This is a genomic window from Segatella hominis, from assembly GCF_004535825.1.
Taxonomy (GTDB): domain Bacteria; phylum Bacteroidota; class Bacteroidia; order Bacteroidales; family Bacteroidaceae; genus Prevotella; species Prevotella hominis.
On the sequence record NZ_SGVY01000031.1, the window covers coordinates 25,277 to 44,410 of the forward strand.

The following is a 19,134-nucleotide window of genomic DNA, read 5'->3' on the forward strand; positions in this document are numbered from 1 at the left end:
TTTGTAAATTTGCAGCCGCTAAGTCAAAATTATGCTCCATTCGGAGCGATTTGCCCCTCGGATGAGGGCTTTTGATCAGGCATAGAAAAATATTACCGGTAAAAAAGATACATTTAAGATAATGAAGATAGAAAACGAAATCATCAGCTCAGTAATCGCTGCGGTGAAAGAGCTTTATGGTCAGGACGTGCCAGAGAAAATGGTAGCCCTGCAGAAGACCAAGAGTAATTTCGAAGGTAACCTTACCCTCGTCGTATTCCCATTCCTCAAGATATCTAAGAAGAAACCTGAGGATACTGCACAGGAAATCGGTGAGTACTTGAAGAAAAACTGCGCTCATGTTATCGCAGACTTCAATGTGGTAAAAGGTTTCCTCAACCTTTCTATCGCTCCTGCCGCTTGGGTAGGACTCCTCAACACCATCAACGCTGACCCTAAGTTCGGTGAGAAGCCAGTTACAGAGAACAGCCCACTCGTCATGATCGAGTACTCTTCTCCTAACACCAACAAGCCTCTCCACCTCGGTCACGTGCGCAACAACCTCCTCGGCTGGTCTTTGGCTCAGATCATGGAGGCCAACGGCAATAAAGTGATCAAGACCAACATCGTCAACGACCGTGGTATTCACATCTGTAAGTCAATGCTCGCTTGGCTCAAGTGGGGCAATGGCGAAACTCCTGAGACTTCCGGCAAGAAGGGCGACCACCTCATCGGCGACTACTATGTAGCTTTCGACAAGCACTACCGTGAGGAAATCGCAGAGCTCAAGGCTCAGTACCTGAAGGAGGGCATGAACGAAGAAGCTGCCACAGAAAAAGCTAAGGCAGAGGCTCCGCTGATCAAGGAGGCTCACGAAATGCTCGTCAAGTGGGAGAACAACGACCCTGAGGTTCGTGCACTCTGGCAGAAGATGAACAGCTGGGTTTACGCTGGCTTCGACGAGACTTACAAGATGATGGGTGTAAGTTTCGACAAGATATATTATGAGTCAAATACTTACCTCGAAGGTAAGAAGAAAGTAGAGGAAGGCTTGGAAAAGGGTCTCTTCTTCCGCAAGGACGATAACTCTGTGTGGGCAGACCTCACCAACGAGGGTCTCGACCAGAAGCTCCTACTCCGTTCTGACGGCACTTCTGTCTATATGACTCAGGACATCGGTACTGCCGATCTCCGTTTCAAGGACTTCCCTATCGACAAGATGATCTACGTAGTAGGTAATGAGCAGAACTACCACTTCCAGGTACTCTCTATCCTGCTCGACCGCCTCGGCTTCAAGTGGGGTAAGGACTTGGTTCACTTCTCTTACGGAATGGTAGAGTTGCCTAATGGTAAGATGAAGAGCCGCGAAGGAACCGTAGTAGATGCCGATGACCTGATGGCAGAGATGATCAAGGATGCTCGCCAGACAAGCGATGAATTAGGCAAGTTCAAGGACATGAGCGAGGAAGAGCGCCAGGAGATTTCACGCATCGTGGGTCTCGGAGCGCTGAAGTACTTCATCCTCAAGGTAGATGCTCGCAAGAACATGCTCTTCAATCCAGAAGAGAGTATCGACTTCAACGGCAACACAGGTCCTTTCATCCAATATACCTACGCTCGTATCCGCAGCATCATGCGCAAGGCTGCTGCCGAGGGCATCGAGATTCCTGCAGAGTTGGGCGCAGATGCTCCAATCAACGAGAAGGAAATCGACCTCATCCAGAAGATGAACGACTTCGCTTCTGCCGTAGCCGATGCAGGCAACAACTACAACCCTGGAGGTATTGCCAACTACTGCTACGAGTTGACCAAGGAGTTCAACCAGTTCTATCACGACTACAGCATCCTGAATGCTGAGAGCGAGGCAGAGAAGATCACTCGTCTGGTTCTTGCAGCCAATGTCGCTAAGATCTTGAAGAACGGTATGGCCCTTCTCGGCATCGAGGTTCCAGAAAGAATGTAATGATCCTAATGTAGGGGGTTTATTATTATGTAAGAATTCTCTATAAGAAAGGAAATTCAAGATATAATAACCTACAATTTAATAAGAATATTGACTATTGACAAATAATGAGCATCGTCCCAACATTAAGATTGGGACATGCTCATTTACTTTTTTAACCCCAACAGAAATAATAGAAATATGAGTAATATGCCTGTGAATCCTCCATCATGGAGAAACGATACCGTTTTACCATTGCCCAATGAAGTAATGGCAAATGCCTGGGCTGTAGATGCAGCCTGTTCCGGCAATCCTGGTCCGATGGAATACCAATGCATAGACCTGCAGACGGGAGCACAGGTTTTCCACTACGGTCCACTTCACGGCACCAATAATATCGGCGAGTTCCTCGCCATAGTCCACGCCCTTGCCCTGATGGAGCAAAGGGGGATTACTGACAAGGTAATCTACAGCGACAGCGTGAATGCCCAGCTGTGGGTAAAAAAGAAACAATGCAAGACCAAGTTGGAGCATACTCCCCAGACCGCGCAGCTCCATCAGATCATAGCCCGCGCAGAGAACTGGCTCCGCACCCATCAAGTTACCATCCCTATTTTGAAATGGGATACCAAGACTTGGGGTGAAATCCCAGCCGACTTCGGAAGGAAATAATAGAAAACTTCCCCTTACAAGTTTCCTTTTCTAAAAAAATGGTCATGAAAATTATCCTATTACTATAGGTAACTTTCATGACCCTAAAAAACTTTAAACACTTGTCTTTTTTGGTTTGGCTTTCCAAACTATACTTGTCATGAGAACAGACATTAAAGCTGCACCTATCCAGAAATAATTGATATAGGTGAAGTCGTAACAATCCACTCCATTCACAATCTGCTTATTACCCTCTATGAGTAAACCGCTCATGATATCTTGAATACCAGCACCAACATAACTTGCGACACCAACAACACCAAGAGCTGCACCAGAAGCATTCTTAGGAGCAATATCCACAGCCATCAAACCGCCAAGGAAGCAGAGCAATACACCGATACTCAAACCGAAGAGAATCATAGCAGTAACATCTATCCAAAGCTGATGACCAGGAACCAGAAGGAACAGACAAAGAGCTAAAGCATTCAACAATCCGAAGATAACTGCAGGCAAATAGCGGTTGCCCTTAAATACCTTATCAGATAACAAACCAGATGTCACAGTACCAACAATACCGAGAACAGAGTTGATAGAAATGATAAAACTTGCATCAATGGTAGAGTAACCCTTCTCATTTTCCAGATAGAAAATACCCCAGCTATTTACCGCATAACGGCTAATATACATGAAGGCACTACTCAAAGCCAAGACCCAGATCAAAGGATTCTTCAGCACAGCTTTCTGTGCCTTATTATAAGAAGCCGTATCCTGCTGCTTTTTCTCTATCACCTGTGCACCAGGGAGCGAAACACCCTTGCTGGCAGGAGTATCGTGGAAGAACGTCAGCAACAGTACCACACCGGCAATACCCACTACAGCAGCACCAATAAAACCATATTGCCATCCAAATGCACTTACAATAGAAGCCACAAAGATGAACGTCATAGCCTCACCAATATTATGGCTGGCACTCCAAAAGCCGTAGAACGTGCCTCGGTTCTTATCAGTAAACCATCTGGAAAGACCTACCACGCAAGAAGCAGCACCCATAGACTGGAACCAACCGCTCAATCCCCATAATACGGCGAAAAGTATAAAGGAATGGGTAAAGCCCAAAATCAAGTTGACCAAAGCCGTAACCAACAGACCTGTTGACATCAATCGCTTGATGTTGCTTCTGTCAGCAAGAAAACCATTGGTAAACTTACCGATAGCATAAGTGAAGAAGAGAACAGAACCGATAATACCCAACTCTGTCTCTGAGAAAACACCATTATCCACAATTGGCTTTTTGATTACATTCAAGCTCAATCGGCAAACATAGTAAGTACCATAACCGATAGTAGCAGAAAGGAAAGTTGCCCATTGCAATCTCTTGAGTTTCTTGGCACTTTCCTCCTCACTCATGTTTTCACATGCTACTGGTTCGGAAACTTTATAAAAATCAATTATTTTCTTAAACATATTTTTTAGTTATTATAAATGAGAGATGAGTCCACTTGAAAAAGTCAGAGCACTATCAAATTGAAACTTAAATAGGTGATAAGAAGATGAAAACAATACGTTATTTGCCTACTTGCACACTTTTAAAAGTTCAAAATTGAAAAGCTTTGTTCTTTTGCTTACGGACTGTAACTAAAATTTGTTAATTAAAATTTTCAAGCCACTTTTTCAAGTTGGCTCAGAGATTGAATTCCAATACATATCCAAGAAAGCAACATGAGTCAGAGTTTTTTAAGTTGTGCATGACTTACCACCGTAAGCATGCACAACTATCCTAACACAATCAACTATTTGAAATATATAATGAAACCTAAAACTACTTGTGAAGATTCTTCACTCTCAAATATTCGAGAAGCAACGCAGGACGGTCAGTTTGGATAAGTTTGAAACCTTGTTGAACAAGCCATCCCCAGCTCTCATCCGGCTGGCGAAGCTCTACGGCTCTATCATCATCATGTCCCGCATTCTGCGCTGGCCACAAGGCGTTGACAAACACCTGGATGCCATTGTCTCTTAGCTTTTTCACAAGACGTAAAACCTGTTCATCTACCAGAGAGAACCTGACCTCGAAAGCCAAAGGCTTCACATTCTGCAGATAACTGTCTATAATACTTTCTGCATCAGCCCGGCACAAATCAGCCTTAGGCATGAATATTACTTTATCCAGAATATTGCCATGTTGCTCTTTTACGGTCTGGTAAGGCAACCTTTCCTTGACCACACATTGATTAGCAGTACCCGTTTCTTCAAGAATCTTTTGCACATCTTCAAAATACTCGTACCCTTTATCCACATTCACAAGAATCTTTCCCTTGCAAAGTAGCATAGTTTCCCTAAGTGTAGGAATCTGATGACGGGTACGGCAGCCTGCACCATTTTTCAAACGAAGTTTTTTGAGTTCTGCCAGCGTATAATCTTCAGGTTTTCCTGTACCATTGGTTGTACGATCTAAAGTTCCGTCATGCATCAAGATAAGTTCTCCGTCTTTCGTCTTTTTCAAATCCAATTCAACCATATCAACTCCCATGTCAATACAATTTTGGAATGCCTGGAGTGAGTTTTCTGGAGCATTGCGCCAGTCACCACGATGAGAAACGACCAAAACAGACTGCTGAGCAGGAGCCGCTAAATCTGAAAGGATTTCGTCGAGTCGTTGTGCATAACTTACCGCTGTAAGTATGCACAACCAGCCTAAAACAATAAACCTTCTGAACATAGAAGCGTGAAGTTTTTACGTTTTACTTGTGAAGTTTCTTAGCTCTCAAATATTCGAGAAGCAATGCAGGGCGGTCTGTCTGGATAAGCTTAGCACCTTGACCGACAATCCATCCCCAGCTTTCTTCTGGCTGCTTGAGTTCAACAGCACGATCATCATCATGACCACCACAAAGCTCAGGCCAGAGCGTATTGATGAAAACTCTTGCGCCACTATCACGAACCTTCTTGATCAGGCGGCGAGTGTTGGCATCATCAGTTTTGAAAACCAACTCATAAGCCTTTGGCTTCATGTTCTTGATATAACCGTCAATCACCTCTTCAGCACCAGGCTTACCAAGGTTTACTACAGGCATGAAAATCATTTTATCAAGAACATCACCATGCTCAGCTTTTACTACCTCGTAAGGAAGTTCTGCCTTGATTATACACTGGTCAACAGTACCAGTTTCCTTCAAAACCTTCATTGCATCATCGAAGTAATCGTACCCCTTATCCACATTCACCATGATTTTACCCTTGCAGAGTTCCATCACCTCACGGAATGTAGGAATATGATGACGAGTCTTGCAACCAACGCCATTCTTCAAGCGAAGAGATTTCAAAGAATCAAGCGTAAAATTCTCTGGAAAGCCCTTTCCGTTCATGGTACGGTCAATCTTCTTATCGTGCATCAAGACCAGAACGCCATCCTTGGTTTTCTTCAAGTCCAACTCAACCATATCAACACCCATATCGATGCAGTTTTGGAAAGCCTGAACAGAATTTTCAGGAGCATTACGCCAGTCTCCACGATGAGAAACAACCATAACATTTTCCTTAGCAGGCTTATTGAAATTCTTAAGAATCTCTTTTAAATTGCTTTGTGCAAAGCTCACCGAAGTGAGCATGCACAACATTGATAAAACAAATATCTTTTTCATTTTTAATTCAATTTACCATCTTTCCAAACTAATTTTTCTCCCCAGAAAGGAACAAAAGAGTTCTCGCAATTAAGTCTTGCAGCTCTTTCTAAGGCAGAATTCAAGCTCCATCTTGACTCTTCCTCGCTAACGTGAGAAAGTTCAAGAATGTGTGAGAGTAATACATAATCAGGTTTAGTCTGACCTGCACCAGTACCAATGATATTGTTCTCGGTAAGCGCATTAGGAGCATAACGAGGAATCAAAACATTTACATGTGGCAAAATGTTTGTGTACTGAGCAGCCTTGAAGTTTGAGTCGCCAGTATGGAGCATTGTGAAATTGCCACTATCATCACCACATTCAAAAGTAAACACAGAAACGAAGTTTGATAAGCCAGAATTATTATGGTCAGTAATTGACACATGAATCTTGATGTTATTAAACTGATAATCAGTATTTACCTTAGATGTAAATCCACCAGTTACCCAGTTTGAGTAAACAGGCTTACCAGCTTTCAACATTGCATCTATAAGATTTGTGTTGTAGTGATCTTTATGCTTGTGAGTTACACAGAGGAAATCCAAGTAAGGCTCCAATTTCTCGGCCCAACGATGGTTGATATCAATACCAAAGCAAGTGGTTGGAGTCTTTACGACGTAACCCATATTGTAGAGTTGCCAGATGCAAGTAGTACCATTTTCAACAGTAGTAGTCTTAATCGCATCAATAACATGATCTAAAGACAAACGATAAAGAGCCAACATCGGATCATACTTTTCTCTCATTTCTGCAGACTGGTCCAATGCTGTAATATAGCTTTCAAAGAAATCTGAAGGACAATCATCTGCCATCTTCTGGATTTTATTAAAAACTTCAGTTCTTTCAGCATTAAGAGGTTGCTGCTGCAATGGAGTTGTTGCCCACAAAGCTTCTGCAACTTCTTTAGCAGCCTTCATGTCGGTAGTTTCGCCTACCTCGATAGGCTGCGCATAAGTCATTCCATCTTCGTCATTTCCACATGAAAACAGGACGCAAGAGAATAATGCGATGAATAAATATATTTTTTTCATACTGATTCAATATTAATATTGGTTTGTACCATGAATATTTCCACCTCTGCAGCTCCATGTTGATTTCTCTGGACCTGCAAAGATCTTGATTGCTGCAACATTACCACCGATATAAGACACATAGAGAATCTGATTCTCACCGATAGTCATACCTGACATAATCTTGGCATTATTATCTGTACCTTCTGAATCCATGTGCCAAAGTTCCTCACCATTTGAACTGTCAACCGCATAGATGCGACCGGCTCCACTACCGAAATAGACAGTACCCTTATCGTCAAGAACAGGGAAACAATAAGTAGGAGCTGCTTCAATTGTAAACTTCCATTTCAGTTGTCCCGCCTTATCAACAGCATAAAGCGCCTTACCACCCTTATCAGTGAAGTAGATATTACCGCTCTTGTCAACAATAGGAGCATAAATATCGCCCGCAGCTTCAACACTCCACTTAGTAGAACCATCAGATGTGTTCAATGCCAACAAACCAGCACCGCCAATCTGTGCAGCATAAAGGGTCTCCCCATCCAAAGCGAAGGAACCAATTTCTGTAACTTTACCAGCAACCTTCCAAAGCTGAGTACCATCTGCCTTGAAACCGTAAATAGCAGAACGTGTACCCGCATAGATATTACCATTTTTGTCAATAGCAACAGCACCTGCCTTATTCTTTGTACCTGTCAGTTTTACATTCCAATTCTTTACACCAGTTGCAGTATTGATAGAATGAAGAACATTGTCGCCATCAAGTACATATACTGTTTGTCCGTCAGCAGTTACTGCAGGGAAGCAATCCAGGTTCTTGTTAGCAGCACCAGTTGCATAAGTCCATTTCTGTGAACCATCGCTATTGATAGCATACAAGGTTGCATTGCGAGCACCCTGATACAAAGTTCCATCTTTGCCAACAGCAACACCACCACCATAGGTTGTCTTAGGAATAGCAGCAGTCCATTTCACTGCACCAGTCATTGCATCAAAAGCAGTTACATCACCAGTTGCACCAGCTGAAGGCAAGTAGAAAGTATTTCCATCTAAAGAAAATACTGCATTTGCAGTCTTCACCATACCACCATTAGGCATGTCTGTTGACCAAACTTTGAAAGGCTCTGTATCAGAAACAGGTCTTGCCTTTGTTGTAGAAATCATAGAACGCTGGTTGCCATAGATGGCCTGGATGGTGATGGTATAAGTAACCTTGTTAACCAAACCTGTTATAGTATATGAGGTAGTCTTTGCATCCAACTCTGCAGAACCACCTTCGTATGTAGCAACTTCCGGTGTCCAATTGACCAAATAACCTGTTGGGTTGGCTCCCTGCATAGGAGCCCACTCCAACAATACTTTCTCATCCTGCGCCGTAGCGTTAAAGCTACTTACCTGACAAATGTCCCAACTTGCCTTTGGAAGATCATCGCTACAAGAAGCAAGAATTAAGACTGTCATTAATGACAGCAAATATATTATCTTTTTCATGTTATAATCATTTATTATTTATTATCATATCCAGGATTTTGCCAAAGGATAGTCTCATCACCTACCTTCTCAATTTCTTGCTGAGGAATAGGGAATAGTAACTGATAATCACTGATTTCAATACCATTTTCTGCCATTACACTCTTTGCAAATCCCATTCTTACCAAGTCGAACCAACGCTGACCTTCATAAGGGAACTCTCTCTGTCGCTCAACCAAGATGCCTTTGCGGAACTTCTCTTTTGAAGGCAGCTGTCTTGCAGTCAAATTAGAGATGCCTGCTCTTTCTCTTACGGCATTAAGACATTTGAGAGCAAGAGAACCCTCAGATGCATCATACTCGATTTCGTTAAGAGCCTCAGCATACATCAAAAGAACATCTGCATAACGAAGGAGAATCTGATCATTACCTACAGTATTGAAGGTTGTACTCTTTGTATCATAGAATTTTCTCATCAAATACACATTCTTCGCAGCCTGTACATAAGTAATGAGATCTTTGCGAGCATCATCTGTAGGATAAGTATTGAGAAGAGAACTTGTCTGGTTGGTATCATCAGTTGAATTGGTAAGATTGTACCAATAGCTGTGACCTTCTCCCTCTATTTCCTTATTGAAATGTACAGCAAAGATAATCTCTTTATTGTTCTTGTTATCCACATTGAAGACCTGGGCGATAGGGCTAACCAACTGATATTTTCCAATCAGCTGAGAAAGAATATCTCTTGCTTCTTCCCACTTATGGAAAGTAAGATAAACCTTACCGAGCAAAGCCTTAGCTGCTCCAGATGTTGCTCTACCCATATCTGCTGATGAGTAAGATTCAGGAAGATAGTTGTTATCAATAATCTCCTTCAAATCACCAGCAATCAAGTCGAACATCTGCTCATCAGAATATCTTGCCACTTTCAAAGCCTCTGCTGCACTTACAACATGCTTTGTAGCAGGAACACCACCCCAAATACGATACATATTAAAATAGTTCAAAGCTCTGATAAACATCGCTTCACCCTTGTACTGTTTCTTCAAGCCTTCTGCAAAGTTTGCACCGTCAATCTGGTCGAGCAGAAGATTACAACGATAAACGTTGTTATTGAAGTTTGCCCAATAAGAGCTAAGGATTCCATTAGATGGTTTCTCTGCAAAATGGTCTATATCGTAACGATCTTGAGTACCTGCTGTAGGTGCACTCAATGAAAGATTATCACTACGATACTCGCAGCATTCTGTATAGAAATTCACCTGTGACTGCAATTTGGAATAGCAACCTATTACAGCTACATTGTAATCGCTTGCAGTCTTATATACTTTGTCAATGATTACGCTACTTGATGGCTCTAAATCGAAGAAGCTATCTCCACAAGAAGTCATAAGCAGAGCAGCCATTGATGCTAATAATATTATCTTTTTCATGACGTAAAATTCTTTATAATGTGAGATTCAAACCAAACATATATGTTCTTGCCAAAGGATAAGTACCATAGTCCTCACCTGGAGTCAGGTTCTTAGATGGACGGGCATTTACCTCTGGGTTATAACCGCTGTAGTCAGTAATAGTGAAGAGGTTCTGTCCTGAAACATAAACTCTCAACTTCTCTACCTTAAACTTCTGAGTAAGTGCACGAGGCAAAGTATAACCTAATGAAAGGTTCTGAAGACGAAGGTATGAACCACTCTCCAAATGCCAGGTTGAAGTACGGCTATTGTAACCTGTCTGCTTACGGTTTGCCTTATTTACAGAACCGCTACCAGGATTCTCAGGGCTTCTCCAACGATCAAGCGCAATCTTTGTACCATTGGTATTTCCCTCCATGTTGTCAAGGTAACGCTTATTCAAGTTCAGAATCTTGTTGCCATAAACACCCTGGAAGTTGAAGTCCATATCGAAACCTGCATACCAGAGTTTACCGCCGAAACCATAAGTGAACTTAGGCATATAGTTGCCGCAGATTGTACGGTCTTTATCCAAATCTAACTTTCCGTCTCCATCAACATCGACAAAGCGGAAGTCACCTACTTCAGTATTATCAAAGTGAGGATATTTCTTCAAATCTTCTGCTGTCGCAAAAATACCATCCTGCACCAAGAGATAATAGTTACCAATAGGCTTGCCGACTTCTGTTTTATAGAAAGCATGACCTACACTACCAGTAGAAATAATAGGAGCATTACCTGGACCTAACTCTTTTACCTCATTGGTATTCTTGGCATAGTTGGCATTGAAAGAATAGCCGAAACCATTAGCAAATGTATGCTGAGAAGTCAAAGCCAATTCCCATCCGCGGTTGTTTACCTTACCAATGTTCTGAAGAGAAGTACTGTAACCTGTCAAGAGAGGTACTGGTACATAGAGCAACATATTAGATGTGTTGGTGTTATAGTAATCTACAGAGAAACCGATGTAGCCATCGAACATCTGAAGATCAATACCTGCATTAATCATCTGGTTTTTCTCCCAACTCAAATCATCACGCTTGATATTATCTGGCTTATAACCATACTGCAATAAACCACCATTAGCACCTAAGATATAGTTATCTGTTGACATTGTTGCCAAATGGTCGTAGTTACCAATCTCGAAGTTACCAGTAACACCATAGCTGGCACGAATCTTCATGTCATTGATGAAAGACAATTCCTTCACATTCTTGAAGAACTGCTCATCGCTGATACGCCAAGCAACAGAAGCAGATGGGAAATAACCCCAACGGTTGTTCTTACCGAAACGTGATGAACCATCGGTACGAATCGCAGCAGAAAGCATGTAGCGTCCCTCGTAGTTGTACTGAACACGAGCCAAGTAAGAAGCGATAGACCATTGTGTCTTATCAGAACCACCCTTAGTCACAGTACCACCATTTACAGTCTGGATATAATCGTTAGGATAATCTGTAGCTGTCACGTTGTCGGTTTTCTTGGTTTCCTTCTGTGCAGATTGTACAAGAATAGCAGTAATGTTATGCTTCTTGTTGATAGTAGTAGTATAAGTCAATTGATTTTCTACCAACCAGTTGAAGAAGAAAGAAGAAGAACTGTAACCTACTGGGTTTGAAGGAGAATCATAATAATCTTTTCCCTTCAAAGGCAAAGAAGACTGACGATATTTATCATTATGAGCACCATAATAATCACCACCCAAAGACAACTTATAAGAAAGTCCCTTCATCAATTCCAATTCTGCATATACCTTACCAGTAATAGACATACGATCAGTAACATTTGACTGTAAGCGAGCCATAGCAACAGGATTCAACACCTCATTGTGCTCATAGTCTGTACCAATACGCAAGTAACCATTACCCTGATAATTATAAGAACCGTCTGCGTTGTAAACAGGGAAAATAGGAGGCATCATTAAAGCAGACTGAACAATACCACCAGCTCCAGATGCATCTACAGTATTTGAAACAGAATAAGAAGGTGCGAAGTTTACACCAAATTTCAAGCGCTTATGCTGACCTGAAAGATTCAAACGACCACCATATTTTTCAAAATCAGAACCAATGATTGTACCTTCCTTTTTCATATAGTTACCTGATACGAAATAATTGATACTGTTTGACTTTCCTGATAAAGAAACATTGTGTCCAGTAGTCATTGCAGTACGGAAGATAGCATCCTGCCAATCTGTATCTGTCAAGCCTTTAACACCCTGTAAATATGGGAAGAAATCAGCTGCAATCTGCATGTTTCCTTTAGGGCGTACACTATTAGGATCACTTGCTGATCCACCAGGGACTTTAGAAAGGTATGCATTGTCACGTGCGTCCTTTACGAATTCTGCATATTCGTAAGCGTTCATCATATCCAATTTCTTAGATACGTTCTGTATACCTACATATCCATCATAAGAAATTGAGAGCTTATCAGAAGTACCCTTCTTGGTAGTTACGAGAACAACACCATTAGAACCACGGCTACCATAGATAGCTGCTGCAGAAGCATCTTTCAAAACTTCTACAGACTCAATATCATTCGTATTCAAGTTGGCAAAGCCACGCTCCATTGGTACACCATCTACAACATAGAGAGGGTCACTACCTGCATTTACGGTGCTTACACCACGTACACGAATACTTACGCTACCCTCAGGGTCACCACTTGGTACAGTTACCTGGACACCAGGCATCTTACCAGCCAGAGCCTGACGGAAGTCTGTAGATGGGTTATTGGCAAGAGCCTCTGCCTTTACAGAAGACACAGCAGTAGATACGTCACGCTTTTTCTGCACACCGTAACCTACAACCACAACTTCGTCGAGTACTTTGTTATCATCAGCCAGGTTTACATTGATTACTTCGCGACCATTCACTTTGATTTCCTGATCTTTGCAACCGATATAAGATACAGCCAACAAACCATCAGAGGCAATCTCAATCGTATAATTACCATCTATATCGGTAATTACTCCATTATTAGCAGAGCCTTTTTCCATGACTGTTGCTCCGATAACTGGCTCGCCAGTTTCATCTTTTACAACACCCTTTACCTTGATTTTCTTACCATGGCTTTGAGCTTTTCCTTTGTGCTGAGACTTAATGACGATGTAGTTGCCTTCCAATTCATAAGTACAATTTGTACCCTTGAGCAATTGGTTCAACATACCAAATACATCATCACTCTTTTTGGTTAACGTGACTGTGCGGTTAGCATCCAACTGAGAAGAATTGTACGCAACCTTGTACTTGGAAGACTGCTCAATCTTCTCAAAAGCAGACTTGAGCGTTACCTTGTTTGAACCGAAGCTGACGGTCTGAGCAAAAACTGCCATTTGTCCAGCCAACAGCAAACAAAAGCATGACGCTGAAATTCGTTTTAAGTTCATATAATATTTATTTAATTAATAATTTGTCCTAAGACGATTACGCATTGAAGACAATTATATTTTTCGTTGCACCCAATTACAATCCTGTTAAAATGAAATTTTTATTTCACTTTTTTTGTGTGTTCGCAAACAACATAAAATTCAACTAATAATAAATGCACAATATCAACATTTTGAGCTATTATTTAGATTTTTTATCACAATTTTAGAATACACTACTTAGTTTTTTTGTAATTTTGAAATAATAAAATAACATTTTAGAAAGGAGGAAACCTTATGAACCAACTAAAAAAGATTATTTCTGTACTAATGCTTATATTAGTACCAAGTTTCTGCTATGCTCAAAAAGAACATGTAGAAGAAGTTGTAGATATTATCAAACACAGACTACAACATCCCAACTATACTCTCGTTTCCGCCCATAGAGGATATTGGGCTGATTTTCCAGAAAATTCCACCAAAGCTTATGATATGGCTATAGCTATAGGAGCAGACATAGTGGAAATGGATGTACGTGTCACAAAAGATAATATCATGGTTGTATTCCATGATGCTTGTTTAGACAGAATGACAACAGGAAACGGACGACTAAGGGAAGAAAATTGGAGTTATGTAAATACTCTTTTTTTAAAATATGAAGATGGAACAACATCTCCATATAAAGTATTAACTTTAACCGATGCGCTTGATTATTTAAAAGACAAAGCTGTAGCTGCAATTGACATAAAGGAGGTTGGAAAATTGTTTGATACAACAATGATTCGAGTTCTTAAGCTACTTAAGCAAAAAGGTATGCTTTGGCAATGTATTATAAAGGGGAAGATGCGCTTAGCTGATTTAAACAATAAAATCTTAACCAAAGCAGGAGTAACTTTAGATGATTTCATCTATACTCCTATCGCATTTTCCACAACACCTAACCTATCTTCATATATAAACGAATTCCTAAACACTCATAAAATTTATGCCATGGAACTCGTTTATAAACAAACAAATGATCCTATAATAAATTATCTTGTACAAGTAAAAAACTCTGGAGTTTGGTTAGGGCAATATTCTTTTTGGCCAGAAACAGGAGATGGTGTAATTGCAGAAAAAATACCTCTAACTGACACCGACCCTATCATACGTGCATACGATTTCCAAGATAAAGACCCAAATAATTTTTTGGATGATGGTCGTGGAGATTGGGATTGGTTGTTCCTTCATGGTGCAGATTACGTAATAACAGACCGAAGCGAGTTATTAATTGACTATTTAACTAAATGTGGGAGGAGAACAAAATGAAACGTTTTTTATATCTTATAACTATATTACTTGCAGGAACCCAACTGACTTTATCTCAAGTTCCAACTCCTATTAGACATTATGCTTTGAACGACGGAAGCGCAAAAGAAAATATCAATAGAAAAGATGGAACTATACATGGGTTAGCCTTTGGATGTCAAGACAGATTTGGTATTGTAAACGGAGCTACTTGTTTAGCTTCCAATACTTATATTTCAACTCCAAACTTCTTTGAAGGATCGACTTATCAAAATGGATTTACTATTTCATTTTGGACGAAAATCGAGCAAAACTATCCTAAGAAAAAAGGAGCAATACCATGGGAGCCTACAGATGCAGAATACAGATGCTTCTATGCCAAAAATAATGTTGGTAAATATATGTTAGGCTTTTATCACAAAGGAGACCGAGCAGTTATAGACCGATATGTATTAAACAAGGAAGCAGATATTGAGAATTATGGACTTTGGTTTTGGGATCCTATAAACTTTACGAACCGTCTTGGATGGTACCAAGTATTCATTGTACATAGAGGAAACAGTATGAGTCTCTATCTTTTCGAACCTTACGGACGAATGGAAAAAGCTCTCCACTATTTCGGTCTCCAAAGTTTATTACAAGCCACACAATGGGGACTTGGAGGAACGGGAACACCCCAACTTGTGCTTGATGATTTTAAAGTATATAACCAAGCCTTAACGGAAGAACAAGTAAAAATCTTATATGCCCGAGAAAGTATTCCAAACGGAATGTACACAGCAAGTGCTGCTGCAGATGCCAACCTTTGCTGGGCTTCAGAAGAAGCAGGAACTGCAGTAGGCACACTTATTGACATGCAGCCAACCTCTACAGTGGGTAATGAATTTACAAGACAATGGGTAATCTCACCTATTGCAGGTAGTCTAAATGTGTGCAAAATCAGAATGGCTTACAATGAACGTTATCTTTCGGTTGATGATGTTGAAACTGCCCAATATGTCAAACTTGATTTTGCAGAAGGAAATACAAACTGGTTGTTGGAACCTGCTGGTGATGGCTATTTCTTTGTTCATTCAGAAAAGCGTCCTCATTTATACATGAGAGTTGATCAGAAGCCTTTTTCTACTAAGAAAATTCTAAAAGTAGATTACTATAAAGGAGCAGAAGCACCTTATTATAAATGGAGATTCAATCTTCTCAAATTCAAGCACGACTTGGAACGAAACGATTTCATAACCAATATGGGTTATGAAATTGTTGATAACATGAATACTGTATTTGGACTTGTTCCTATAAGGCCATTTACCACGAGTTCATCTCCTTTAGTAGCAGATAGAGACATCTACCCTTCTCTTTCTAATCATTATATTTTCAAAAAAGATTTAGATGATTCCTACAATATCTTCAGCAAAACATATCCTAATAAAGCTATCCATCCTAAGAGCAGAGATTTTTCTGCAAACCAGATAGTGGAATTAAATGATTGGCACAGCGGTTGGGAAAATCACTACAAGTATATTGTAGAGAGACCTAATCCTATGGGCAGAAAAATTAAGATTAAACCTATCATGTCGCAAACTTTAACGGTGTATTCTGGCGACTATCCAACTCAAGCAGGTGTAGTATTCAAAGCAGAAAAACAAGGAACAGAAGATGCTCATCTTTGGCAAGTATTTGCTGATAACGGAAGACTCAACCAGAACAAACAAATTTCAACCATCGTCCCAGGCATTTACACCATAACTACCCAGTTGGATGGTGGTAGAAAACTTTGTCCGCAGAATTACAATTTCACACAAGGAGCAGACATTACATTACGCACTTTTCAAGAAGATTATCGGTCTTCGTTCTATTGGTTGGTTGATTATGAACGAGATAATCATGGGGAACCAGTTAGAGACGGAACTTATACTATTCAACTCATGGGAACAGAAACTTCTCTTATGGGTAGTACTGATGGCAGTATTCCAGAAAGCTCTACCGTCAAAACAACAGAAATGAACAGAGAAAGTTTTGCTCTCACCAAATGGTTCATTACTCCAACAAGAGATGGTACTGGAAGTTTCTATATTCAGTCAGCTTCGGACAAGCTTAAATACCTTCACTGCAAAAATGCTTCTGGAGGCGAAGGAAACACTGTGGAATATTATTATATGCGCCAACAAGCTGAACAGAAAGCATATAAATGGCAATTCGAAAAGGTAACAATTCCAACACCATTAACACCTGGTACATATAGGATTCACCGCGACCCTTATTATGTTCATACTACCAATGACTCTAAAACACCAAATGTTGGTCTTGAATTAGGAAACTCTCCTTATAACGGCACATATACATGGCAAGTGGAACAAAATGCAGACTGTACATACTCCATTTATCTATTAGATGGAAGTACTCGGCTTTATTTCCACACAGAAAATAATCGTGTGGATGCGAGTGCTCCGCTAAAGATCGACCTATATAATAAAGAGCATGCTTATTCATACCGCTGGTTAGTCACTGGATCAGGACAACCTAACACATACTACCTCCAGTTAGTTGCCAATCCTGTTGACGGATACATGCATTTGTATTCTCATCATTTACTCTATGGAACACCATTGGAGATTTACAGGTTTGTCGATGTTGTTGATTATGTTTATCAATGGACATTTGAGAAAGTTGAATAAAACACCCTTAATAAAGTATCCTAAGATTGATGACAAAGTCTCTTAGGATACTTTGCAAAGTTTATTACAGGAAGTAAGCTATACTCTCCACTTGACTTACCGAACCCAGATTTTTATCATATCCTTCGATATATAATGTCCATATTATCTTTAAAGACAAACAAACAATAAAATAATAAACTACTTCTTCTAATAATACAGTCCTATCGGAAGCGTATCAGGTATTACCACTTTCCGTTTATTGGCAATGGCAATGCAAAAGGCAGGTGGGATACAATTTATTTTGGAAATGCAGTAATATTCTACGGATAATTTCATAAAAAGCCGTACATTTTTACATGTTTTCATAGTTCTATTTATATATGAGAGAATAAACTCTAAAAAAAAACTATAATGCAGTATTATCTCTGAAAGATAGCACCACTATCTCTGAGAGTTAGCACTATAGTTCTCTGTGCCCTAAAAGTGCTCCAGTCAGGGCACTTTGGTGCTTCAGCCAGGGCACATTAGTGCCGTAAGCAAGCATTTTGAAATATAGGGGTATTTATCGAATATCAGGATTTTTTTAGAAACGGCACTCGTAAAATCTCGTCACCCTTCATCTTTCCGCCTGAATCCCCTGTGTTTATCGGAGTTTCAGGGGGTGAAGGGTGCATTTCAACCCTTCATCACCCTTCATCATATTATTAATCAGAGGCATTCGTGAGTTTCTCTTTACATTTTCCTTGCTGAGATTTCTGTATTTTCAACTGAATCTTATTTGTGTGTGAATATTGGAAATATGAACAAGGAAAAGAAGGTGCTGAAAATCAGAAAGTTAGGATTTTCGTGAGTGAAGAATAATGTTTATAAGGCTCTCATGTCGTACGACATGGGTCCCTATAAACGTACGATTGCATCACTATTGTCGTACGACATGGGATTATATAGTCGTACAACATGAGATCATAATAAAGCATTACTATTATTCTTTGATGCGAAAAGTTGTAAAAAGAGAATCGTTTTTATGCTGAAATCCATTTCTTGAGAGCTACATCGACTAAAAACGAGTTGGCAAAATATAGAAGGAAATATTTACAATGAAGAAAGACATTCGTTTCTCTCTTATTCCCATCCTGGGTTGACTGCTGGGGCTAATTCAAGCTTCTATTAAGACTAACCATTAGCTCCTATTAAGGTTAATCATCGCCTCCTATTATGCTTATTTTAAGTTCAAATCCCCTTAGGAATCAGCACCCCTATTAAAAACTTTGAATAGAAAAGCCTTGGAATATGAAAGCGGCTTCGATAGTCAATGAAGCCTATTTCGTAGAGCAATGAAAGCGGCTTCGTAAGCAGTTGAAGCCTATTGCATTATTCTGATAGAAACTATAAAAAATACAGTTGACCACTTTAAACTTTATTAATAATACCTGTTGGCGGAATTAAAAAACCGCCTGAAAATTAGTATATTTTTATGGAGAAAAAGTTGTGCATCTCGTTGATTTTTAGTAACTTTGTAGTGTCAAATTATAAAGTTATATATTTCACGCTATGCACAACTTGTATGCAAATTTCGTAAAAATTCTTGAGATATGCAAGGATTTCTCCAAAAATTTAGTTAATGAGCTAGGAAATATTCCTCGCCCAGGAGT

Annotated in this window: 11 protein-coding genes and 1 pseudogene; 5 read left to right on the forward strand and 7 right to left on the reverse strand. The window is 40.1% G+C overall.

The annotated features are described in order from the left end of the window. Window positions 1–121 precede the first annotated feature (121 nt). The gene (gene argS, locus EXN75_RS11420) at window positions 122–1,942 is read left to right on the forward strand and encodes an arginine--tRNA ligase (protein ID WP_134843912.1); all 1,821 of its coding nucleotides are present in this window, start codon (window positions 122–124) and stop codon (window positions 1,940–1,942) included. Between the two features lie 189 nt (window positions 1,943–2,131). After that, window positions 2,132–2,593 carry an RNase H family protein gene (locus tag EXN75_RS11425; RefSeq protein WP_287845481.1) on the forward strand — a complete coding sequence of 154 codons (462 nt, stop codon included), beginning with the start codon at window positions 2,132–2,134 and terminating at the stop codon, window positions 2,591–2,593. A 93-nt stretch (window positions 2,594–2,686) separates the two neighbouring features. On the opposite strand, the gene EXN75_RS11430 is transcribed toward EXN75_RS11425, so the two are convergent. The 7 genes from EXN75_RS11430 to EXN75_RS11460 all read right to left on the reverse strand — a co-directional run bounded on the left by EXN75_RS11430 (window position 2,687) and on the right by EXN75_RS11460 (window position 13,508). Beyond that, entirely contained in the window at window positions 2,687–4,036 is a 1,350-nt protein-coding gene (locus tag EXN75_RS11430; RefSeq protein WP_134843913.1) for an MFS transporter, read from the reverse strand. A gap of 355 nt (window positions 4,037–4,391) precedes the next feature. Then, the gene (locus tag EXN75_RS11435) at window positions 4,392–5,291 is read right to left on the reverse strand and encodes a glycerophosphodiester phosphodiesterase family protein (protein ID WP_134843914.1); all 900 of its coding nucleotides are present in this window, start codon (window positions 5,289–5,291) and stop codon (window positions 4,392–4,394) included. Between the two features lie 22 nt (window positions 5,292–5,313). Beyond that, window positions 5,314–6,189 (reverse strand): glycerophosphodiester phosphodiesterase family protein, encoded by an 876-nt coding sequence (locus EXN75_RS11440; protein ID WP_408005956.1) that lies wholly within the window; start codon window positions 6,187–6,189, stop codon window positions 5,314–5,316. 26 nt (window positions 6,190–6,215) lie between these two features. Continuing rightward, window positions 6,216–7,265, reverse strand: a complete 1,050-nt coding sequence (locus tag EXN75_RS11445; protein WP_134843916.1) for an MBL fold metallo-hydrolase — start codon at window positions 7,263–7,265, stop codon at window positions 6,216–6,218. 12 nt (window positions 7,266–7,277) lie between these two features. Further along, a complete protein-coding gene (locus EXN75_RS11450; protein ID WP_134843917.1) occupies window positions 7,278–8,738 on the reverse strand; it encodes an outer membrane protein assembly factor BamB family protein in 1,461 nt (486 codons plus the stop codon). 14 nt (window positions 8,739–8,752) lie between these two features. Beyond that, the gene (locus tag EXN75_RS11455; RefSeq protein ID WP_167639504.1) at window positions 8,753–10,150 is read right to left on the reverse strand and encodes a RagB/SusD family nutrient uptake outer membrane protein; all 1,398 of its coding nucleotides are present in this window, start codon (window positions 10,148–10,150) and stop codon (window positions 8,753–8,755) included. Window positions 10,151–10,163: 13 nt separating this feature from the next. Beyond that, window positions 10,164–13,508 carry a TonB-dependent receptor gene (locus EXN75_RS11460; RefSeq protein ID WP_134843918.1) on the reverse strand — a complete coding sequence of 1,115 codons (3,345 nt, stop codon included), beginning with the start codon at window positions 13,506–13,508 and terminating at the stop codon, window positions 10,164–10,166. Between the two features lie 330 nt (window positions 13,509–13,838). Here EXN75_RS11460 and EXN75_RS11465 point away from each other — a divergent pair, with 330 nt between their 5' ends. From EXN75_RS11465 to EXN75_RS18270, 3 genes and pseudogenes are all read left to right on the forward strand, one after another. After that, window positions 13,839–14,849: a glycerophosphodiester phosphodiesterase family protein gene (locus tag EXN75_RS11465; RefSeq protein ID WP_134843919.1), complete on the forward strand. Its 1,011-nt coding sequence runs from the start codon at window positions 13,839–13,841 to the stop codon at window positions 14,847–14,849. Further along, the gene (locus EXN75_RS11470) at window positions 14,846–17,500 is read left to right on the forward strand and encodes a LamG domain-containing protein (RefSeq protein ID WP_134843920.1); all 2,655 of its coding nucleotides are present in this window, start codon (window positions 14,846–14,848) and stop codon (window positions 17,498–17,500) included. The genes EXN75_RS11465 and EXN75_RS11470 overlap by 4 nt, the downstream gene beginning before the upstream one ends. Window positions 17,501–18,956: 1,456 nt before the next feature. Further along, window positions 18,957–19,134, forward strand: a pseudogene (locus tag EXN75_RS18270) (IS982 family transposase); the annotation flags it as partial.

Excerpts from the sequence above, each read along its gene's own strand:
- argS (WP_134843912.1), top strand. The coding sequence starts at position 122 with ATGAAGATAGAAAACGAAATCATCAGCTCAGTAATCGCTGCGGTGAAA.
- EXN75_RS11425 (WP_287845481.1), top strand. The coding sequence starts at position 2,132 with ATGCCTGTGAATCCTCCATCATGGAGAAACGATACCGTTTTACCATTG.
- EXN75_RS11430 (WP_134843913.1), bottom strand. The coding sequence starts at position 4,036 with ATGTTTAAGAAAATAATTGATTTTTATAAAGTTTCCGAACCAGTAGCA.
- EXN75_RS11435 (WP_134843914.1), bottom strand. The coding sequence starts at position 5,291 with ATGTTCAGAAGGTTTATTGTTTTAGGCTGGTTGTGCATACTTACAGCG.
- EXN75_RS11440 (WP_408005956.1), bottom strand. The coding sequence starts at position 6,189 with ATGTTGTGCATGCTCACTTCGGTGAGCTTTGCACAAAGCAATTTAAAA.
- EXN75_RS11445 (WP_134843916.1), bottom strand. The coding sequence starts at position 7,265 with ATGAAAAAAATATATTTATTCATCGCATTATTCTCTTGCGTCCTGTTT.
- EXN75_RS11450 (WP_134843917.1), bottom strand. The coding sequence starts at position 8,738 with ATGAAAAAGATAATATATTTGCTGTCATTAATGACAGTCTTAATTCTT.
- EXN75_RS11455 (WP_167639504.1), bottom strand. The coding sequence starts at position 10,150 with ATGAAAAAGATAATATTATTAGCATCAATGGCTGCTCTGCTTATGACT.
- EXN75_RS11460 (WP_134843918.1), bottom strand. The coding sequence starts at position 13,508 with ATGGCAGTTTTTGCTCAGACCGTCAGCTTCGGTTCAAACAAGGTAACG.
- EXN75_RS11465 (WP_134843919.1), top strand. The coding sequence starts at position 13,839 with ATGAACCAACTAAAAAAGATTATTTCTGTACTAATGCTTATATTAGTA.
- EXN75_RS11470 (WP_134843920.1), top strand. The coding sequence starts at position 14,846 with ATGAAACGTTTTTTATATCTTATAACTATATTACTTGCAGGAACCCAA.